General features: G+C 69.8%; 14 protein-coding genes. 9 read left to right on the top strand and 5 right to left on the bottom strand.

The window, feature by feature from the left end; genetic code table 11:
• Positions 1-172 precede the first annotated feature (172 nt).
• Positions 173-400, top strand: coding sequence for a hypothetical protein (locus PV734_RS17820; protein WP_319094832.1), 228 nt, complete (start codon positions 173-175; stop codon positions 398-400).
• On the opposite strand, the gene PV734_RS17815 is transcribed toward PV734_RS17820, so the two are convergent.
• Together PV734_RS17815 and PV734_RS17810 are read right to left on the bottom strand one after the other, a co-directional pair.
• Positions 375-1,124: a 4'-phosphopantetheinyl transferase family protein gene (locus PV734_RS17815; protein ID WP_319290243.1), complete on the bottom strand. Its 750-nt coding sequence runs from the start codon at positions 1,122-1,124 to the stop codon at positions 375-377. The two genes, PV734_RS17820 and PV734_RS17815, sit on opposite strands and share 26 nt — an antisense overlap.
• Positions 1,072-1,980: a metallophosphoesterase gene (locus PV734_RS17810; RefSeq protein WP_319094830.1), complete on the bottom strand. Its 909-nt coding sequence runs from the start codon at positions 1,978-1,980 to the stop codon at positions 1,072-1,074. Before PV734_RS17810 ends, PV734_RS17815 begins: the two co-directional genes overlap by 53 nt.
• A 372-nt stretch (positions 1,981-2,352) precedes the next feature.
• Between PV734_RS17810 and PV734_RS17805 the strand changes: the two genes are divergently transcribed.
• Positions 2,353-3,510 (top strand): ATP-grasp domain-containing protein, encoded by a 1,158-nt coding sequence (locus PV734_RS17805; RefSeq protein ID WP_319094829.1) that lies wholly within the window; start codon positions 2,353-2,355, stop codon positions 3,508-3,510.
• Between the two features lie 170 nt (positions 3,511-3,680).
• Entirely contained in the window at positions 3,681-5,351 is a 1,671-nt protein-coding gene (locus PV734_RS17800) for a carbohydrate binding domain-containing protein (RefSeq protein ID WP_319290241.1), read from the top strand.
• 177 nt (positions 5,352-5,528) lie between these two features.
• On the opposite strand, the gene PV734_RS17795 is transcribed toward PV734_RS17800, so the two are convergent.
• The 3 genes from PV734_RS17795 to PV734_RS17785 all read right to left on the bottom strand — a co-directional run bounded on the left by PV734_RS17795 (position 5,529) and on the right by PV734_RS17785 (position 10,769).
• A complete protein-coding gene (locus PV734_RS17795; RefSeq protein ID WP_319290240.1) occupies positions 5,529-8,573 on the bottom strand; it encodes an alpha-mannosidase in 3,045 nt (1,014 codons plus the stop codon).
• Positions 8,574-8,670: 97 nt separating this feature from the next.
• The gene (locus PV734_RS17790) at positions 8,671-10,008 is read right to left on the bottom strand and encodes a 6-phospho-beta-glucosidase (RefSeq protein WP_319094826.1); all 1,338 of its coding nucleotides are present in this window, start codon (positions 10,006-10,008) and stop codon (positions 8,671-8,673) included.
• The gene (locus PV734_RS17785) at positions 10,005-10,769 is read right to left on the bottom strand and encodes a DeoR/GlpR family DNA-binding transcription regulator (protein WP_006373491.1); all 765 of its coding nucleotides are present in this window, start codon (positions 10,767-10,769) and stop codon (positions 10,005-10,007) included. Before PV734_RS17785 ends, PV734_RS17790 begins: the two co-directional genes overlap by 4 nt.
• Before the next feature lie 126 nt (positions 10,770-10,895).
• On the opposite strand from PV734_RS17785, the gene PV734_RS17780 reads away from it, so the two are divergent.
• The 6 genes from PV734_RS17780 to PV734_RS17755 all read left to right on the top strand — a co-directional run bounded on the left by PV734_RS17780 (position 10,896) and on the right by PV734_RS17755 (position 20,274).
• Positions 10,896-11,900, top strand: coding sequence for a carbohydrate kinase family protein (locus PV734_RS17780; RefSeq protein WP_319094825.1), 1,005 nt, complete (start codon positions 10,896-10,898; stop codon positions 11,898-11,900).
• 95 nt (positions 11,901-11,995) lie between these two features.
• Positions 11,996-13,282, top strand: a complete 1,287-nt coding sequence (locus tag PV734_RS17775) for an ABC transporter substrate-binding protein (RefSeq protein ID WP_319094824.1) — start codon at positions 11,996-11,998, stop codon at positions 13,280-13,282.
• Complete coding sequence (locus PV734_RS17770) at positions 13,282-14,232, top strand: sugar ABC transporter permease (protein ID WP_319094823.1); 951 nt, start codon at positions 13,282-13,284, stop codon at positions 14,230-14,232. Before PV734_RS17775 ends, PV734_RS17770 begins: the two co-directional genes overlap by 1 nt.
• Before the next feature lie 14 nt (positions 14,233-14,246).
• The gene (locus PV734_RS17765; RefSeq protein ID WP_319094822.1) at positions 14,247-15,086 is read left to right on the top strand and encodes a carbohydrate ABC transporter permease; all 840 of its coding nucleotides are present in this window, start codon (positions 14,247-14,249) and stop codon (positions 15,084-15,086) included.
• The gene (locus tag PV734_RS17760) at positions 15,083-18,007 is read left to right on the top strand and encodes a glycoside hydrolase family 2 TIM barrel-domain containing protein (RefSeq protein ID WP_319290238.1); all 2,925 of its coding nucleotides are present in this window, start codon (positions 15,083-15,085) and stop codon (positions 18,005-18,007) included. Before PV734_RS17765 ends, PV734_RS17760 begins: the two co-directional genes overlap by 4 nt.
• Positions 18,008-18,414: 407 nt before the next feature.
• Positions 18,415-20,274, top strand: coding sequence for a LamG-like jellyroll fold domain-containing protein (locus PV734_RS17755; protein ID WP_319094819.1), 1,860 nt, complete (start codon positions 18,415-18,417; stop codon positions 20,272-20,274).
• Positions 20,275-20,312 lie beyond the last annotated feature (38 nt).

Here is a 20,312-nt window from a genome sequence, read left to right as displayed (position 1 = left end):
AAACCCTTTCTGTCCAGCGTAGAACCCCATTCCCACGAGGCGTTTCGAGGAGGTTTCGCCTCCGCTAAGCGAGCGAACCGATGTGCACGGAACCGGGATTGTCAGTGGCGGGCGGCAAGCTGGGAGGTGCACCACTGAGCAGAGATGACGCCGACATGGGGAGAGCCGTCCGATGCCGACCGCCGTACTGACCGACCGTGAGCGCACCGCCGTACAGGCCTACTTGCGGCTGCTGCACACCGTCCGAGCCGCCTTCGACGTACCGCCGGGGAGTCCGCGGCCACCCGTGGTGCCGCCCGCCGTCCTCGCGGAGGCGGAAGCGGCCCTGGCGCAGGCGGGTCTGACGGGCAACGAGGAGAGATTCTTCCGGTTGCTCAGGCAGGCTGGTGCGGCACACTGACCGCCGTCGCCAACAGCCCTCGACGCACGGTCCAGCGCCCGTCGAAGTGCCCGAGTTCCCGGCCGTCGACGACCGGTCCGGGTACCAGCAGCCGTGTCCTGAAGGTGCCGTACGGGTGCGGGCCGGGGACTGCCGTGAACTCGATGTCGGCCTCGCTGAAGTCGAGCCACCTGCCGGTGAGGGGGAACCACGCCTTGTAGACCGACTCCTTGGCGCTGAACAGCAGCCGGTCCCAGTGCACCGGGTCCCAGTGCACCGAGTGCTGGTGCAGCCGGTCTCCGGGTGCGTTCGCCGTCAGTGCGCGCAGGTGTGCCCGTTCGGCGGGCAGGGACACGGAGTCGAGGACGCCCTCGGGCAGTGGCTGGTGGGGTTCGGCGTCGATGCCGACGGAGGCCAGGTCGTCCGCGCGGACCAGGGCGGCGGCGCAGTAGCCCTCGCAGTGGGTCATGCTGCCGACCAGGCCGGCCGGCCACCGCGGGGCGCCCCGCTCACCGGGGAGCACGGGCTGTGGCGGCACGCCGAGCTTCTCCATGGCCCGGCGGGCGCACGCCCGTACGAGGGTGAACTCGCGGACGCGCTTGGGCACCGCCCGGGCCACGAGCGCCTCCTCCTCGGGATACAGCGTGGCGCCCCCTGGCCCGCCGACCCCGTAGGCACTGTCGGCCCACTCGTCACCGTGTGTCTCCACGGCCACCACCGTGGCCGGAAGCAGCTCCTCGATCACCGGATCCGACCTCCATCGGCAGTATGCGGCGCAGCCGTCCCGGGTCCCCCGGGCGCTTCTGCCATTCGCGGGGGTAGCCCACGGACACTTCTTCGAAGCGGACGCCCTCGTGCCAGGTGGTCCGAGGGATGTGCAGATGGCCGTAGACCATGGTCGCGACGCGGAACCGGCGGTGCCAGTCGGCGGTCAGCGTGGTGCCGCACCACATGGCGAACTCGGGGTGCCACAGCACGTCCGTCGGATGCCGGTCCAGCGGGTAGTGGTTGACGAGCACCGTCGGCAGGTCGTCGGGAAGCTCGGCGAGCCGCCGCTCGGTCTCCGCGACCCGGGCCCGGCACCAGGCCTCGCGGGTCGGGTAGGGGTCGGGGTGCAGAAGGTACTCGTCGGTGCAGACGATGCCGGTACCGTGCGCGTACGCCAGCCCCTCCTCCTTGGTCGCGGAGCCCCGCGGCAGGAAGGAGTAGTCGTAGAGGAGGAAGAGCGGCGCGACGACCACGGGGCCGCCTGGGCCCTCCCACACGGGGTACGGGTCCTCGGGCGTCGTCACACCCAGCTCGCGGCACAGCTCGACCAGGTGGTCGTAGCGGGCGACGCCGCGCAGGGTGACCGGATCCTTGGGGTGCGTCCACAGCTCATGGTTGCCGGGCGCCCAGACGACCTTGCGGAAACGGCCGGCGAGGGTTTCGAGGACCCAGCGGATGTCGGCCACCGACTCCGACACGTCGCCTGCGACGAGCAGCCAGTCGTCGTCCGTCTCTGGGCGCATCTGTTCGACCAGGGCGCGGTTCTCCGGGTAACCGATGTGCAGATCACTGATCGCCAGCAGCTGTCCGGCACCGCCGGCCGTCGTCTCCACCCCAGCCCCTTCCGCATCCGAACTCCGCCTCCGCGGGCGCACGTTCGGACCCACAAGAACACATCACCGGCAGCCGGACAAGTACGGCTGCCCGCCCTCGCGGCATCCTCTCGGGGCAGCTCACCGGGCGGGCCGAAGATCATTACAGGGGACCACTGTTGGTGCACAAGGCAACACACGGGGTACTGCTGTCAATTCCGTAACACGCGCGTAGCAGGAACAGGGTCTCTGGAGCCTTATGATCGCCTCAACACTTCCGCCAAAAATCCGGTTCGCACCCGGGTGGCTTGTCGTGTTCCCAACTCTCCCCTGGCCGGGCTCGGCCTGTTTTGACGTTTCGCCGCGCCCGTGAACCTTGAAAGGTGGCCCTGCATGGTCTCTCGCGTACGCGTCTGGCTGAACCGCACGTACGCGGAGAACGTGTTCTTCATGGAACAGCTGCGGAGAAATCCCAGCGACCGCGCCGTCGAGATCCACGCCACCCACGGGGACGCCGACTCCCCCGTCCTGGCCGCCGCCGACACCGCCGCCATGGAGCCCGAGGGCCTGTCCCCCGCCGCGTACGTCGAGTACGCGCTCGACCAGTGCGACCGACGCGAGATCGACGTGTTCGTACCGCGGCTGCACCAGGACGCGATCGTCGGGCACCGCGCGGACTTCGAGGCCGTCGGCACCAAGCTGCTCGCGCCGACGCCCGAGGCCGTGGCCGTCTTCCAGGACAAGGCGACCGCCTACCAGGCCGTCGAGGCCGTCGGCGTCCCGGTGCCGCCCTGGTGGCGGGTGCGCAGCGCCGAAGAACTCGTCGTCGCCGTCGAGCAGTTGGAGGCCGACGGTCACAAGGCGTGCTTCAAGCCGGCGGCGGGCGCGGGCGGAGTGGGCTTCCGCATGATCACGCGCGCCCCCTTCTCGATGTCGCACCTCAACGGGTTCCCCAGTCCCTACGTCCAGTTGGACATGGTCCTCGACGTGCTGCGGAACACCGACGAGGACATCGACTGGCTGGTGATGCCCCGTCTGGAGCAGCCGGAGGTGTCCGTCGACTGCCTCACCGGCCCCGACTCGCGCATCCGGATGGCGATCGGCCGCACCAAGAACGGCCGGCGTCGCGGCTTCACCCTCGACGAGGCCTGGCTGGAGCCCGCGCGGCTCATCGCCGAGGGCTTCGGACTGCACCACCTGAGCAACATCCAGTTCCGGATGTACGAGGACCGGCCGGTCCTGATGGACGTCAACACCCGGCCGGCCGGCGGTCTGCACCAGCTCTCGCTGTGCGGCATCAACGCCCCTTGGGCGGCAGTGCAGTTGGCGCTCGGCGAGGACCCGGGCGACCTGGTGCCGCCGTTCCTCGGGCAGGACTACGCGGTGATCTCCGCGCCGCGTCTGGTGCGTACCGTGTCGGCCACCGCCGACGAGGTTCCGGAGCCCACCTCCCAGCTTGCCGCCGTACCGGCGACAGCGCCCACCGAGGAGCCGGTCGCGGAAGCGGTGGCGGACGCGTCCGCGGGAGCACCGGCGGCGGCCACCGCTTAACCCCCTTTTCGACCCCTTCGTCCATCAGACTCACCCTCATCGGTCTGGACCAATCGGCGCTCAGTCTCTTGACAGCCCGACTGGTCCAGACCAACTTTGTTGCGCACCCCTCTGCACCTCCGTGCAGAGCTCTGCACTCCCGAACACCCCCACCGCTTCAGGGAGATCGCGTGCGCTTCACACTCACCAGACACCGACTGCTCGCCCTGCTCGGCTCCGCCACCCTGGCCCTGGCCGGGGCGGTCGCCCTGCCCGGCACCGCCCAGGCGGCCAACGTCCTGGCCAACCCCGGCTTCGAGTCGGGCTCCCTCTCCCCCTGGTCCTGCACCGGCAACCTCGGCTCGATCACCTCCTCCCCCGTCCACGGCGGCACCAAGTCCCTTGCCGGGGCAGCCAGTTCGAGCGACAACGCTCAGTGCTCACAGACCGTCACCGTCCGCCCCAACACGGTCTACACGCTCAGCGGCTGGGTACGCGGCTCGTACGTCTATCTCGGCGTCGACAGCGGCCCCTCGACCTGGACGACGTCCCCCTCGGCGTACGCCCAACTGTCCGTCACCTTCACCACGGGCGCGACGCAGACCTCCGCCACGGTCTACACCCACGGCTGGTACGGCCAGGGCACCTACTACGCCGACGACATCAACCTCGACGGCCCGGGCGGCGGCTCGGACACCCAGGCACCGACCGCGCCCGGCACCCTCCGCTCCACGGCCAAGACCTCCTCGACGGTCTCCCTGGCCTGGAACGCCTCGTCGGACAACGTCGGCGTCACGGCCTACGACATCTACCGCGGCGCGAGCCAGGTACTGAGCGTGTCCGGCACATCGGCCACGGTGAGCGGGCTCTCACCGAGCACCTCGTACTCCTTCTCGGTGAAGGCCCGGGACGCGGCGGGCAACGTGTCGGCGGCGTCCAACTCCGTGAGCGTCACGACGGACGCGGGCGGGGGCACCACCGGGTTCAAGCAGGCGGCGCCCTATCTCTACCTCGGCTGGGGCGACCCGCCGAGCGCGACCTCCGTGATGAGCGCGACGGGCGTCAAGTGGTTCACGATGGCGTTCATCCTGTCCTCCGGCGGCTGCAACCCGGCCTGGGACGGCACCCGAGCGCTGACCGGCGGCAACGACCAGAGTGTCATCAACTCCATCCGTGCGGCGGGCGGTGACATCGTCCCGTCGATCGGCGGCTGGAGCGGCAACAAGCTCGGCCCGAACTGCTCGACGCCCGAGGCACTCGCCGGCGCCTACCAGAAGGTGATCGACGCGTACGGCCTCAAGGCGATCGACGTCGACATCGAGAACTCGGACGAATTCGAGAGCGAGGTGGTGCAGGACCGCATCCTGGGCGCCCTGAAGATCGTCAAGGCGAACAACCCGGGCCTGCGCACGATCCTGACCTTCGGCACGTCGACCACCGGCCCGACCTACTGGGGCAGCCGCCTCATCGAGCGCGCGTCGGCCCTCGGCGCCAACATCGACGTGTTCACGATCATGCCGTTCGACTTCGGCGGCGGCGCCGACATGTACACCAGCACCGTGAACGCCACGGAGGGGCTGAAGACGAAACTGCGCTCGACGTTCGGCTGGGACGACGCGACGGCGTACGCCCACATCGGGATCTCCGGCATGAACGGCCTGTCCGACCAGCAGGAACTGACCAGCCCGACGACCTGGACGCAGATCCGCGACTGGTCCAACTCCCACCACATCGCCCGCCTCGCCTACTGGGCGGTCAACCGCGACCGTTCGTGCCCCGGCGGCGGAGTGGTCAGCAACTGCTCGGGCATCAGCCAGAGCACCTGGCAGTTCACGTCGATCACAGCCGGCTTCACCGGCTGAGCAGCCGTAGAAAAAGGGGCGGCCCGGGCCGCGAAGAGAGGCGGTCCGAGCCGCATGGACAGCAACGGGCGGGGCCGCAAGAACACGGCCCCGCCCGTCCCACCCAAGGGGCGCGGGGAACTGCGCGACCAGCCCCCACCGGCCCGCAGCCAAACAACCGCCTGACCGGCGGAGCCGTCAGCCGACAGCCAGTCGCAACGTCAACACCTCGAACGGCCGCAACGACACCGCCACCGAGTCACCCTCCACCGCGGCCTCCGACAACGGCCGCTCAAGCAGGTCCGTGATCTTGGCCCCCGCCAACGGGAACCCCGTGCACAACACCCCCTCCGCCCGACCACCGCGCGACTCATAGAGCCGCACGACAACGTCACCGGACGCGTCATCCGCGAGCTTCACCGCCTCGATGGTCACCCCGTCGCCGTCGGCCCAGACAACCGGCTCCGACGTACCCGCGGCGTCCGCGACCCGCAACGGCAGGTTGAGGGAGTAACCCTCGGCGACCGCGTCCTCGATGCTCGCGCCGGGCAGCAGCGAGTACGTGAAACGGTGCTTGCCCTGGTCGGCCCCGGGGTCGGGGATACGCGGGGCACGCACCAGCGACAGCCGGACCGTGGTCGTCGTACCGCCGTCCTCGCGGACCGTGCGGGAGACGTCATGGCCGTACGTCGAGTCGTTGAGGACCGCCACGCCGTAGCCGGGCTCGGCGATGTGCACCCAGCGGTGGCCGGAGACCTCGAAGCGGGCCGACTCCCAGGTGGTGTTGGTGTGCGTGGGCCGCTGGACGTGGCCGAACTGGATCTCCGCGCTGGAGTGGGCCGCGCGGACGTCCACCGGGAAGGCCGCCTTGAGGATCTTCTCGGCCTCGTGCCAGTCGATCTCCGTCTCGAAGTCGATCCGGGGACTGCCGGCCCGGACGGTGATCGTCTGGACGATCTTCGAGCCCTTGCCGAAGTCGCGCTCCACCCGGATGGCGCCGAGGAGCGGGTCCTCGTCGGTCACCGTGACGGAGGACGTCTCCAGCAGGTCCGTGTAGCGGTTCTGGTAGTGCTTGTCGATGTCCCAGGCGTCCCAGTAGTTCGGGAGGTCGGTGTGCAGACGCAGCAAGTTGCCCTTGTCCGCCAGGACTTCGCGGTTCGCCCTCAGGTCGCGGACCGAGGCCAGCGTGCCGTCCTCGGCCAACTCGACGCGTACGAGGCCGTTGTCGAGGATCCGGCCCTCTGTCACCGTCACCGGCCGCGGGGGTTCCGCGACGGCCAGCGGGGCGCTGCCACTCGCCGGGACCTCGACGTACATGGGAACGCCCGTCGAGGTGCGGACCACCTCGGCCCGGTCGTACGGGCTGGTGTTGAAGGCGCGGGACTCGCCGCCGCCGAGCGCGGCCACCGCCTCGGCGGTGATCGTCTCCAACTCCTCGGCCACGCGCGCGTATTCGGCCTCCGCCTCGCGGTGCACCCAGGCGATGGAGGAACCCGGCAGGATGTCGTGGAACTGGTGGAGCAGGACCGTCTTCCAGAGGCGGTCCAGGTGCTCGTACGGGTAGGCGTAGCCCGGCGCGTGCAGCGCGGCCGTGGTCGCCCACAACTCGGCCTCGCGCAGCTTGTGTTCGCTGCGCCGGTTGCCCTGCTTGGTGCGGGCCTGGGAGGTGTAGGTGGCCCGGTGCAGCTCCAGGTACAGCTCGCCGACCCAGACCGGGGCGTCGGGGTACTCCTCGCGGGCCTTGGCGAAGAAGTCGTCGGGGTGCTCGATCTCGACGGTCGCCGAGCCCTCGAGGTCGGCCAGCCTGCGCGCCCGTTCCATGATCTCGCGGGTGGGGCCGCCGCCGCCGTCGCCCCAGCCGAAGGGGGCCAGCGAACGCGAAGCGGCGCCCTTCTCCTGGTAGTTGCGCGACGCGCGGGACATCTCCTCGCCGCTGAAGCGGGCGTTGTAGGTGTCGACCGGCGGGAAGTGCGTGAAGATCCGGGTGCCGTCGATGCCCTCCCACCAGAAGGTGTGGTGGGGGAACTTGTTGGTCTGGTTCCAGGAGATCTTCTGGGTGAGGAACCAGTCGTTGCCGGCCAGCTTGGCGAGCTGCGGGTAGGCCGCGGTGTAGCCGAAGGAGTCCGGCAGCCACACGCCCTTGGTCTCGACGCCGAAGTGCTCGATGAAGAACCGCTTGCCGTGGATGAGCTGGCGGGCCATCGCCTCGCCGCCGGGCAGGTTGCCGTCGGCCTCGACCCACATGCCGCCGACCGGCGCCCACTGGCCCTTCTTCACCGACTCCTGGATGCGGGCCCACACCTTGGGGTAGTTGTCGCGCACCCACTCGTACTGCTGGGCCTGCGAGCAGGCGAAGACGAAGTCCTCGTACTCGTCGGCCAGCGAGGTGACGTTCGAGAAGGTGCGGGACGTCTTGCGCTTGGTCTCACGGATCGGCCACAGCCACGCCGAGTCGATGTGCGCGTGGCCGACACCCGAGATCCTGTGGGCGCTGGCGTTGGCCGGCTTGGCCAGCGAGGGCGCCAGGGCCGCCCGTACCGCCGCCGCCGAACCGGCCACGTCGTCCAGGTCGAGCAGGTCGAGGGCGCGGTCCAGGGCATGGGTGATCTCGTGCCGGCGCGGGTCGTGCTCGCCCAGCTCCAGCATCAGCTCGCGCAGCACCTGGACGTCGAGGTCGAGGTGGAAGACCTCCTCGTCGAGGATGGCGAGGTCGGCGCGCTGGAAGGTGTAGATCGGCTTGTCGCCGGCGGTGAGGATGTCACCCATGGGGGTGATCTTGGAGAAGTTGTCGGCGAGGATGTCGGGGTTCGAGGCCGCCTCGACGAGGTAGTCGATCTCCTCGCCGCCCGTCGCCGGGTTGGCGATCGGCACGTACTGGTTGAGCGGGTTGACCGCCTTCAGCGGGGTGCCGTCGGTGAGGTGGACGAGGGCCTCGGCCTGGTTGCCGGGCCAGTCGCCGGTGAAGCCGAGGTCGATGACCGCCTCGACGCGCCGGCCGGCCCACTCGGCGGGCACCCGGCCGCGCATCCGGAACCAGGTGGTGCCCCAGGGCGGGCCCCAGAGGGTGTCCATGGCGAAGGGCGCGTACGTCGCCGCCGCCGCCTCCTCGAAGGAGACCGGCTCGCCCGGCGCCTGCCAGGCCTCGACCTCGAAGGGAACCGTGGCCGCGTAGATCGCCGCCTTGATCCGCTGGTCGTGGAGGCGCTGGACGCGCTCCTCGATCCGCCGGCGTTCGTCGTGCATGAGAAGTCTCCAGACCAGATTCGAGCAGACCAGATGTGAGCGGGCCGGGGACGAGCGACCCCGGATACGAGCAGACCGGACAGGACCGGGAAAGCGCTTACTTAAGGTACGCCAGGCCGGGGTGGACCGAGGTGTACCCGTCGACCAGTTTGCGGGCCACGTGCACGGAGTCGACGAGCGGGTGCAGGGCGAAGGCCTTGACCGCCGTCGTACGGGAGCCGGACTCGGCGGCGGCGAGCACTTCGCGTTCGACCGCCTTGACCGAGCAGACCAGGCCGGAGGCGTGGCCGGGCAGCGGATCGACGGCGACGGGGTGGGCGCCGTTGGCGTCGACCAGGCAGGGCACCTCGATGACGGCCTCGGAGTCGAGGACCGAGAGCGTCCCGCGATTGCGGACGTTCAGGATCAGGGTGGTGCGCTCGTCGCGGGCGATGGCCCGCATCAGGGCGAGGGCGACCTTCTCGTAGCCCCCGGACAGGTCGTCGGCGTCGCGTTCGCCCGCGCCCGCCGTCTCGCGGGCCTCGGCCATGTAGGTCGCCTCGCGCTCGGCACGGGTACGGTCCCACGCGGTGAGGGCGGCGGCGTCGGGCCGCTTCATCTCGTCGTAGAAGCCGGCCTGCTGGTCGCGCAGGAAGGCGCCGCGGGTCTTCTCGGCCTCGCTGTACGCGCGTACGGCCTCGCGGTTGAAGTAGTAGTAGTGCAGGTACTCGTTCGGGATGGCGCCCAGGGACTGGAGCCAGTCGGTACCGAAGAGCTTGCCCTCCTCGAAGGAGCCGAGGAGGTCGGGGTCGGCGAGCAGCCGGGGCAGTTCGTCGCGTCCGTTGATCCGCAGTCCGCGCACCCAGCCCAGGTGGTTGAGGCCGACGTAGTCGATCCACGCCTCACCGGGGTTGGCGCCGAGCACGCGTGCGATACGGCGGCCGAGGCCCACCGGGGAGTCGCAGATGCCGATGACGCGGTCGCCGAGGTGGCGGGACATGGCCTCGGTGACCAGTCCTGCCGGGTTGGTGAAGTTGATGACCCAGGCGTCGGGGGCGACCCGCGCGACGCGACGCGCGATGTCCTCGGCCACCGGGACCGTGCGCAGGCCGTAGGCGATACCGCCCGCGCCGACCGTCTCCTGGCCGAGGACGCCCTGGTCCAGCGCCACCTTCTCGTCGTTCGCCCTGCCCTCCAGACCACCGACGCGGATCGCGGAGAAGACGAAGTCGGCGCCGGTCAGTGCCTCGTCGAGGTCGGTCGTGGCGCTCACCTCGGGGGCGTCGGGCACCCCCGCCGCCTGTTCGGCCAGGACCCGGGTGACCGCGGAGAGACGGCCGGCGTCCAGGTCGTGCAGGACGACATGCGTCACCCTGCCCTCGGCGTGGTCGCCCAGGAGCGCCCCGTACACGAGCGGGACGCGGAATCCGCCGCCGCCCAGAATGGTCAGCTTCAAGGTTGCACCTTTCCTGCCGTGATGATCTGCACCCCGGCCTCCTGCAGAGCGGACTGCGTCGCCGGGTCCACCGGCGCGTTCGTCACCACCATGTCCAGTTCCCCCGGGCCACAGACCTTCGCCATGCCCGTGCCCGGGAACTTGGCGCGGTCGGCGAGCAGCACGACCCGGTCGGCGGCCTTGATCATGGCCCGCTTGACCGGCACCTCGACCACCGTGGTGTCCATCACCTGGCCGCCGGGCCGGACGCCGCTGGTGCCCAGGAAGACCCAGTCGGCATGCAGCTGGCGCAGATTGTCCTCGGTGAGGAAGCCGACCAGGGAGCGGTACTCGCGCCGGACCATGCCGCCGAGGAGCACCAGTTCGATGCCCTCGTCGTCCACCAGTTCCTCGAAGACCACCAGGTTGCTGGTGATCACGGTGAGCCGGCGGCCGTGCAGCTGCCGGGCGAGCCGGTAGGCGGTGGTGCCGATGTCGAGCAGCACGGACTGCCCGTCCTCGACGAGGGAGGCGGCCTTGGCGGCTATCGCGTCCTTCTCGGCCACACGCACCTCGGCGACCTCGGCGAAGGGCTGGTCGCCCTCGTCCGCCACGGCGCCGCCGTGTACACGTGTGAGCAGGCCTTCCTCCTCCAGTCTGACCAGGTCTCGCCGGACCGTGGCGGGGCTCACGCCCAGCTGTTCGGAGAGATCGGTCACGGCTGCGGGGCCCCCGGAGCGCAGGGCCCGCAGGATGAGTTGATGTCGTCGTTCTGCCAGCACGCGACGAACAGTACTCGTCATCTTCAATCATTTCTATGCTTGCTTCTGCTCGACTCTTGCCAAATCTCCGGAAGGCGCGCACGATTCCGGTCATCAAATGACGAGTTTTGACGAGAGGATGCACGCGTGGACGACGAACGGCCCGATGTGCTGCTGACCGGGCTGCTCTTCTTCGACCTCGTCCTCACCGGCCTGGGCAAGCCCCCGACGCCCGGCGAGGAGATCTGGACGTCGGGGATGGGCACCAGCCCCGGCGGGATCGCGAACCTCGCCGTGGCCGCCGCCCGGTACGGCCTGAAGACCTCCCTGGCCACCGTCTTCGGGGACGACGCGTACGGCGCCCACTGCCGCGCCGTCCTCGCCGGCCAGGAGAACGTCGACCTCTCGCTCTCGCGCACCGCGGACGACTGGCACACCCCCGTCACCGTCTCGCTCGCCTACGACGGCGACCGCGCCCTGATCACCCACGGGCAGCCGCCCCCGTACTCCCAGGAGACCCTGCTGGGCGACCCGCCCGAGGCGCGCACCGCCCTGGTGCACCTGGAGGCCGAGCCCCACCGCTGGCTGGCCAAGGCGGCGGCGAACGGCACGCACATCTACGCGGACGTCGGCTGGGACCCCACCCAGGTGTGGTCCTCCGACCTTCTCGACCAGCTCGCCCTGTGCCACGCCTTCCTCCCCAACGAGACCGAGGCGATGGCCTACACCCGCACGGACACCGCGGTCGCCGCGCTGGGCACACTCAGCGAGCTGGTCCCGGTGGCCGTCGTCACCCGGGGCGGCGACGGCGCGATCGCCGTGGACCAGACGACCGGCGAGTACGCGCAGGTGCCGGCCCTGCCGGTGGACGTCGTGGACTCCACCGGCGCGGGTGACGTGTTCGGCGCCAGTTTCGTCGCCGCCTCGCTCGGCGGCTGGCCGCTGGAGGAACGGCTGCGGTTCGCCGTACTGGCCGCCTCCCTCTCCGTACGGCACCACGGCGGGGCGCTCGCCGCGCCCGGCTGGTACCACATCCACCGCTGGTGGCACACACTCACCGACCCCGAGCTGCGGCGGACCTACGGCTTCCTGGCCGACCGTCTGCCGGCCGATCCGGGACCTCCGGTGCGGTTCGCACCTGTCACACCCTGAGACCTGCCCTCCCCCACTGCCCTGTCCCCCTTACTCGCCCCCCACTGGCGTTTCCCCTTACGCACGCACCGAACATCCGAAAGGCGGTGGGAGCTGTGCAGCTCTCACGAAGAGGCCTGCTGCGCGCGGGCCTGGCCGGCACGGCAGCCACAGCGCTCGGCGGCCTGGCGACCGGCTGCGCCGTTCCGACCGGCTCCACCGGGCGCAACATGGTCCTGTGGTACTGGAGCGGCGGGCTGAGCGACACCGTCGTCAAGAACGCGAAGGCCCGGTACGACAGCTCCGTCGACCTCCGGGCCATCCAGATCGGCGGCCAGTACCGCTCCAAACTCATCACCACCATCACCGGCCAGGCCCACATCCCCGACATCGCGGGGCTCAAGGGCGAGGACATGGCCGCCTATCTGCCGAACGCGGACCAGTTCATCGATCTGCGGACGCTGGGCGCGGAGAAGTACAGGAGCCAGTACCTGCCCTGGAAGTGGGACCAGGGCGTCGCCGACGACGGCACGATGGTCGGCTTCCCGATCGACTGCGGGCCGGTCGCGCACTTCTACCAGTACGACGTGTTCCGCAAGGCGGGTCTGCCGTACGAGCCCGCCGACGTGTCGGAGGGGCTCTCCACCTGGGAGGCGTTCTTCGACGCGGGTGAGCAGCTCAAGAAGCGCGTGCCGGGCGCCCAGCTACTCACGGACATCAACTCGGTCTTCGGGAACGTCGTGGAGCAGGGCGCGAAGCGCTACGTCGACAAGGACCGCCACTTCATCGGCGACCAGGAGCATGTGCGCCGGGCCTGGGACCTCGCCGTGGAGGCCAAGCGGCGGAAGATCGTCTCGGACCTGGTGAGCGGCACCCCGGACCAGCTGTCGGCCATCCAGGACGGCAAGCTGCCGAGCCAGCTGAACGCCTCCTGGGCCAGCTTCGACATCAAGAACGGCGTGCCGAAGACCAAGGGCAGATGGCGGGTGGCGCAGATGCCCGTGCGGCCCGCCAACAACGGCGGCTCGTTCCTGTCGGTCACCAAGGCCTGCCGGGACCCCGAGCAGGCGTTCAAGATCATCACCTGGATCCTCGACGCGGCCAACCAGGCTCAGGGTTACGTCGACGCGGGTCTCTTCCCCTCCACCCCCGCCTCCTACGGGCTGGGGCAGCTCCAGGAGCCCGACCCCTTCTTCGGCGGCCAGGTCACCACGGACATCTTCGGCCCCGCCGCGCAGAAGATCGTGGTCGCCTACAACAGCCCGTACGACATCGCCCTCGGGACGCCCATCAAGGACGAGATCAAGAACGTCGGCGTCCTCGGCAAGGACCCGGACAAGGCATGGAGTGACGCCATGAGCAAGTGCCGTCGCATCGCGAAGCACCTGGGGGTGAGCTACTGATGGCTGTCATCGAGCAGACCCCGCCCGTGGTGACACGGCCCGCGCCCACGCAGCCCAAGAAGGGCCTGCGCAAGTACTGGCACCTCTACGCCGCCATCTCCCCCTTCTATCTGATCTTCCTCGGCTTCGGACTGTTCCCGGTCGGCTTCTCGCTCTATCTGTCCTTCCACCGCTGGGACGGCCTCGGCTCGATGGAGTGGGCCGGGCTCTCGCAGTACCGGTACCTGCTGAGCGACAGCGACTTCTGGAACTCGATCGGCAACACGATCATCATCTGGGCGCTGGCCACCTTCCCCATGATCATCCTGGCGATGGTCACGGCCGTGATGCTCAACTCGGCGGTCCGGTTCAAGAGCCTGTACCGCGTCGCGTACTTCCTGCCGAACGTCACCTCGGTCGTCGCCATCGCGATCGTCTTCGGCTCGATCTTCTCCACCAACGCCGGCATGGTGAACGCCGTCCTGCACGCGGTGGGGATCGACCAGGTGGCGTGGCTGAACACACCGTGGGGCATCAAGGTCACCATCGCGGCCCTGATGACCTGGCAGTGGACCGGCTACAACGCCATCATCTTCCTCGCCGGGCTCCAGACCGTCCCGAGCGAGCTGTACGAGGCGGCGCGCATGGACGGCGCCGGCCCGGTCCAGACCTTCTTCCGCATCACGCTGCCGCTGCTGCGGCCGACGCTGCTGTTCGTGCTCGTCGTGTCGACGGTCACGGGCCTGCAGAGCTTCTCCGAACCGCAGGTCCTGCTGCAGACCTCGTCGAACGACTCGACGTTCGCGGGCGGTCCTGGCCACTCGGGCCAGACGATGGTCCTCTACTTCTTCCAGCAGACCTTCGACAACAACGACTTCGGGTACGGAGCCGCGGTGGCGTGGGGCATCTTCCTCGTCGTCGTCCTCTTCTCGATCATCAACTGGCGCCTCGTGCAGCGCCGGGGCGACTAGGAAGGGCCCGCATCATGGCATCCATCAAAGGGTCCCGCCGCAGAGGGATCGCGCTGCACGTCCCGCTGATCATCGGCACACTGATCTCGGCCTTCCCGTTCTACTGGGCCGTCATCATGTCGACGCACAGCTCGTCAGAGATCTTCTCCTACCCGCCGAAGCTGCTGCCGGGCACGCACTTCCTGGAGAACGTCCGCAACCTGTTCGACGCCATCGACTTCTTCGGGTCGATGTGGAACTCGCTGCTGGTCGCGGTGTCGGTGACCTTCCTGGTCCTGCTCTTCGACTCCCTCGCCGCGTTCGTCTTCGCCAAGTTCGAGTTCCCCGGCAAGGGGCTGCTGTTCGGGCTGCTCATGGTGATCTTCATGGTCCCGGCGCAGTTGTCGGTGATCCCGCAGTTCGTCGTCATGGCGAAGATCGGCTGGATCGGCTCGATGACCGCGCTGATCGTGCCGGCCGCCGCCAACGCCTTCGGCATCTTCTGGATGCGCCAGTACATGAAGACGGCCATCCACGACGAACTGCTCGACGCCTCCAAGCTCGACGGCGCGAACTTCCTGCGCCAGTACTGGCACGTGGCGCTTCCGGTGGTCCGCCCCGGTCTCGCCTTCCTCGGCATCTTCACCTTCATGGGCCAGTGGAACGACTTCGCCTGGCCCCTGATCTCCCTCACCAACCCCGACAACGTGACCCTCCAGGTCGCGCTGTCCCAGCTCAACGGCACCCACGGCACCACCGACTACGGCATCGTGATGACCGGCGCCCTGCTCGCCCTCGTCCCCCTGCTGATCGTGTTCGCGATCGGCGCCAAGCAGATCATCGGCGACCTCGCGAAGGGAGCCGTCCGCGGATGACCAGTGATCCGCTGCTGGCACTGCGCCCCTGGGAGTCACCCGAGGTGACCTCCTGGGGGCGGCTGCCCATGAACGCCGTCGACCGGCGTGCCCAGGCACGCTCCCTGGACGGCGACTGGCGCTTCCAACTGCTCCCGACGCCGACGGCCCGGGTGGGCGACGACTGGTCCTCGGCCCGGGTCCCCGGCGCCTGGACCCTCCAGGGCACCGACGACCTGCCCTGGTACACCAACGTGCGGATGCCGTGGCCCGACTTCCCGCCCGCGTCCCCCGCCGACAACCCGACGGGCGTGTACGAGCGCGAGTTCGACATTCCGGCCGAGTGGGCGGGCCGGCGGATCGTGCTCCGGGTCGGCGCCGCCGAGAGCGTGCTGCTCGTGCACGTGGACGGGCGGCCGGTCGGCATCTCCAAGGACTCCCATCTGGCGGCCGAGTTCGACCTCTCCGACGTCGTATGGCCGGGCGGGTCCGCGACACTGCGGCTGACGGTCGTCAAGTGGTCCGACGCCACCCACATCGAGGACCAGGACCAGTGGTGGCACGGGGGGATCACCCGCTCGGTGCTGCTGTACGCGACGGACCCGCTGTATCTCGCGGACGTGACCGTACGGGCGCCCGCCTCCGGCGACCTGCGAGTGGACTGCCGGGTCCGGGACGCGGGCGGCGCGCTGCCCGAGGGGTGGTACGTCACCGGCGAGATCGACGGCCGACTGCTGCTCCAGGACGCCGAGTTCGACCGCCTCAACACCGAGGACGACCGTGTCTCCGACTTCCTCGGCGAACCCCGGCTGGTCGCGCACCTGTCCGACGTACGCACCTGGACCGCCGAGACACCCGAGCTCTACGGCCTGACCGTCCGGCTGCACCGCGCCGACGGAACGGTCGCCGACACCGCGTACCAGCGCGTCGGTTTCCGGGACGTCGAGATCGTCGGCCGGGACCTGCTCGTCAACGGGGAGCGGATCTACGTCCGGGGCGTCAACCGGCACGACTTCCATCCGCTGACCGGGCGGACCGTGTCGTACGACGACCAGCGCGCCGATCTCGTACTGCTGAAGCGGTTCGGGTTCAACGCGATACGCACCGCGCACTACCCGAACGACCCGGCGCTGTACGACCTCGCGGACGAGCTGGGTTTCTACGTGGTCGACGAGGCGGACATCGAGTCGCACGACCACGCACACGAGATCGCGGACGACCCGCGCTATCTGAACGCCTTCGTGGACCGGGTCTCGCGGATGGTCCTGCGGGACAAGAACCACCCGTCGGTCATCATCTGGTCGCTGGGCAACGAGTCCGACTACGGGGCGAACCACGACGCGGCTGCGGGCTGGCTGCGCCGGCACGACCCGACCCGGCCGCTCCAGTACGAGGGCGCGGCCAAGCTCGGCTGGGCGGATCCGGCGGTCGCCTCCGACATCGCCTGTCCGATGTACGCGTCCCTTGAGGACTGTGTCGCGCACGCCCTGTCCGGCGAGCAGACCAAGCCGCTCATCCAGTGCGAGTACTCGCACGCGATGGGCAACAGCAACGGCACGCTCGCGGACCACTGGGCCGCCATCGAGTCAACGCCGGGACTTCAGGGCGGGTTCATCTGGGAGTTCTGGGACCACGGAATTCTTCAGTGCGTGAACAGCGGCAGACCTGCCGGGCGCGCGGGCGCCGGGCTCTATGACAACGGTGTCGCCGCCCCCGGCCTGCGCTGGGCGTACGGCGGCGACTTCGGCGAGACGATCCACGACGGCGCCTTCATCGCCGACGGTGTCGTCTTCCCCGACCGCACACCCAAGCCCGTCATGTACGAGCACCGGGAGATCGCGGCTCCGGTGCGGCTTGAGGCATTCCGGCACGAGGGGCTCGTGGTCGCCAACCACCAGTGCTTCCGGGGCCTGGACTGGCTCGCGGGCACCTGGGAGCTGGCGCTCGCGGACGGCCGTACGCTCACCGCGCCGGCCGAGCTGCCGGATCTGCGCCCGGGTGAGACGGCGGCCGTGCCGCTGCCCTTCGAGCTGCCGGCGGACGGCGGCGAGGCCTGGCTGACCCTGCGGGTGACGACGGACGGCGACGAGCCGTGGGCGCCGCGCGGGACCGAGATCTGCGTGCCCCAACTGCTGCTGCGGGCCGCGCCGGACGTGCCGGAGGCGGCGGTCGTGGGACCGCGCGTCCAGGTCGACCGCGACGGCCTCCTGGTCCACCCGCTGCTGACGTCCGCGCCCGTGCTGTCCCTGTGGCGGGCCCCGACCGACAACGACGAGCTGGGCGGCATGGCGGCCCGCTGGCAGGACTGGGGGCTCGACACCCTCGTCCGCAAGGCGGTCGACGTGCGGCGCGGCGGCGGGAGGGTGACCGTGCTGGCCGAGTACGCCGCGAACGCGGGCGTGATCCGGCACGAGCAGGTGTTCACTCCGGTCCGGGGCGGCATCCGCGTCGAGGAGACCGTCGAACTGCCGGACGCGTACACCGATGTGGCGCGGGTCGGTTCCGTGTTCGAGACGGTGTCCGGGCTCGACCTGGTGGAGTGGTACGGGCAGGGCCCCTGGGAGTCCTATCCGGACCGCGCCGCCGGAGCACCCGTCGGGCATCACTCGGCGCCCGTGGACTCCCTGTTCACCCCCTATCTGCGACCGCAGGAGAGCGGCGGACGGCACGGTGTACGGCGGTTCACGCTGTCGGCGCCGGACGCCACCGGTCTCTCGGTCGTGCTGGACCGGCCGCGCCAGGTCTCCGTGACCCGGTACCGCGCCGAGGATCTGGCCGCCGCCACACATCACGACCAGCTGACGCCACGGCTCGGCTGCGTGGTGCACATCGACGCGGCACACCGGGGGCTCGGCACGGCGTCGTGCGGCCCCGACACCTTCCCCTCCTACCTTGTACAGCCGGGCACCCACAGGTGGGCCTGGACTCTCCGCACGCTCTGACCGTTCCTCAAGACTGAGCAGGAGTAAACCCATTCAGCCGCACGTCCCGAACGGTCTTGAGCGCACTGGTCCCCGGCGTACTCGACCCCGGATGGCGACACGCATCCTGTGCGTGGTCCTCGCCCGGGAGGCCAGTTCCCTCACGACCTGGCCATTGGGTACGGCCAAAAGACGACGGGGAGGCCCTGAACCATCCTCTGGTGGAGCAGGGGCCCCGCACGTTGACGCCATACCCGGTGTCCCAGGTCGCACGATCACGTTAGCCCAAATAGCCCAGGACGCCGCAAGCCCGCACGCTAACGATCACACGATCGAGCTAATTCAACCTTGAGCGCACTCCCCGACGAGCAGTTAGCAACCCCCCACACACCTCCTCTCACCTCACGGAACCACTAACGGAGTTAGCTGTGTGCACCTCACACGAGTCCGGGCCCGAGCCTGCCCTCGAAGCACCTCAGGCGGGCGCCGGACGGCGTAGTTTCCTGCGGGCGACCGCGCTGATCGGGGCGGCGGCGACCACGTCCGTCGCCCTGCCGACGGCCGCCGAGGCCGTGACGGACAAGGCACGCTCGTCGTGGCGACCCGACACCGACAGCCGCCGGTTCACCCTCGCCGTGATGCCCGACACCCAGTACCTCTTCGACGGGCCGAGCATCGACAAGACGCCCGTCGAGGCGTCCCTGCGCTATCTGCTGGAGCACGGGCGGGACGAGAACATCGTGTTCCTGTCCCACCTGGGTGACCTCACCCAGAACGGCGCCGCGCCGGAGATCGCCGCGATCGGCGAGGCGTTCCGGCTCCTGGACCGGCGGGGCGTCGGCTACAGCGTCCTCGCCGGCAACCACGACGTGCGGTCCTCCACCACCGACCAGCGGGGCGCCTCCCCGTACCTCGACGTGTTCGGGCCGGACCGGTTCAAGGGGAAGCGGACCTTCGGCGGAGCCTCGGCCGACGGCTACAACACCTTCCACGTGTTCCGGGCGGCCGGGCGGGAGTGGCTGGTGCTCGCGCTGGACTGGCGGCTGTCGGACAAGGGGTACGCGTGGGCGAAGGACGTCCTGGCGAAGCATCCGGCCCTGCCGGTGATCCTCACCACGCACGAACTGGTCGTCGAGGACGACTCCCTGTCCGACTACGGGCAGCAGTTGTGGGACCGGCTGATCGCCGACCACGACCAGATCTTCCTCACCCTCAACGGGCACTACTGGCCGGCGGGGCGTGCGACGCGCAAGAACGCGGCGGGACATGACGTCGAGCTGCATCTGACGAACTACCAGAACCGCTACTTCGGCGGCGCCGCGATGATCCGCCTCTACCGTTTCGACCTCGACCGGAACACCATCGACGTGGAGACGGTCTCCCCGTGGATCCTCGGCCGGGCCGGGAAGGGCCTCAACGAGCTGGAGCGGCAGGAGATCGAACTGAGCGGCGACGCCGACCGGTTCTCCGTCGACATCGACTTCGCCGAGCGCTTCGCCGGCTTCGCCCCGGTGCCCGCGCGTCCCGCCCGCCCGGCGTCGAAGATGGTGATCCCGGGCACGGTGGCGTACTGGCGCTTCGACGGGCAGACCGACGGGGCCGCCCTCACCGGGACGGTCCGCGACCGGTCGGGACGCGGCAACGATCTCACCGTGGTGTCGGTGGGGGGCGGCAAGCTGAACTGGTCGAGCGACCACCACCCCGACCAGCCCGGCCACGGCAGCCTGGACTTCCACGGCTTCAAGTCGCCGCTGGCGGGCGCCTATCTGCGCACGGTCGACGGCGCGCCCCTCAACTCGGCCACCTTCAGGGCCGGTTACACCATCGAGGCGTTCTACCGGCTGCCCGCGGACTGGGACCCCGACCACCACGCCTGGGCCGGAGTGGTCAGCCGTACCGGTACGGGCGGCGCCGCGGGCAAGACCGGCGACGACCCGGACGAGCCGCTCGCCACACTGTCCCTGTCCAACGACCGCGAGCCCCAGTGGGCCATGCGGCCGCTCAACCAGCAGGGCATCGCCACCAACTGGGGCCAGGAGACACCGCTGGAGACCTGGTGGCACCTCGCGGTCGTCAACGACGGCAGGCACACCACGCTGTACGTCCAGGGCTGCCCGGTGGTCCGCAACCCGACGGCGACCTCGACCGGCATCACCTCGGTCGGTCTGCCGTGGCTGCTCGGCGGCTACGAGTACGCGGGGAAGATCGACCAGATCCTGCACGCCCGCCTCGGCGACGTACGGATCGTCGAACGGGCGCTGCCCGTCAGCTCGTTCATGAACCACTGACCCATGTCGTCGGGCTCCGCCAAGCCTCCTGGACTCCG

Origin of the sequence: Streptomyces sp. AK08-02 (assembly GCF_033795085.1) — a bacterium.
GTDB lineage: Bacteria > Actinomycetota > Actinomycetes > Streptomycetales > Streptomycetaceae > Streptomyces > Streptomyces echiniscabiei.
The sequence above is the reverse complement of the archived record's forward strand: the minus strand, read 5'-3'. Positions and strand labels throughout refer to the sequence as shown.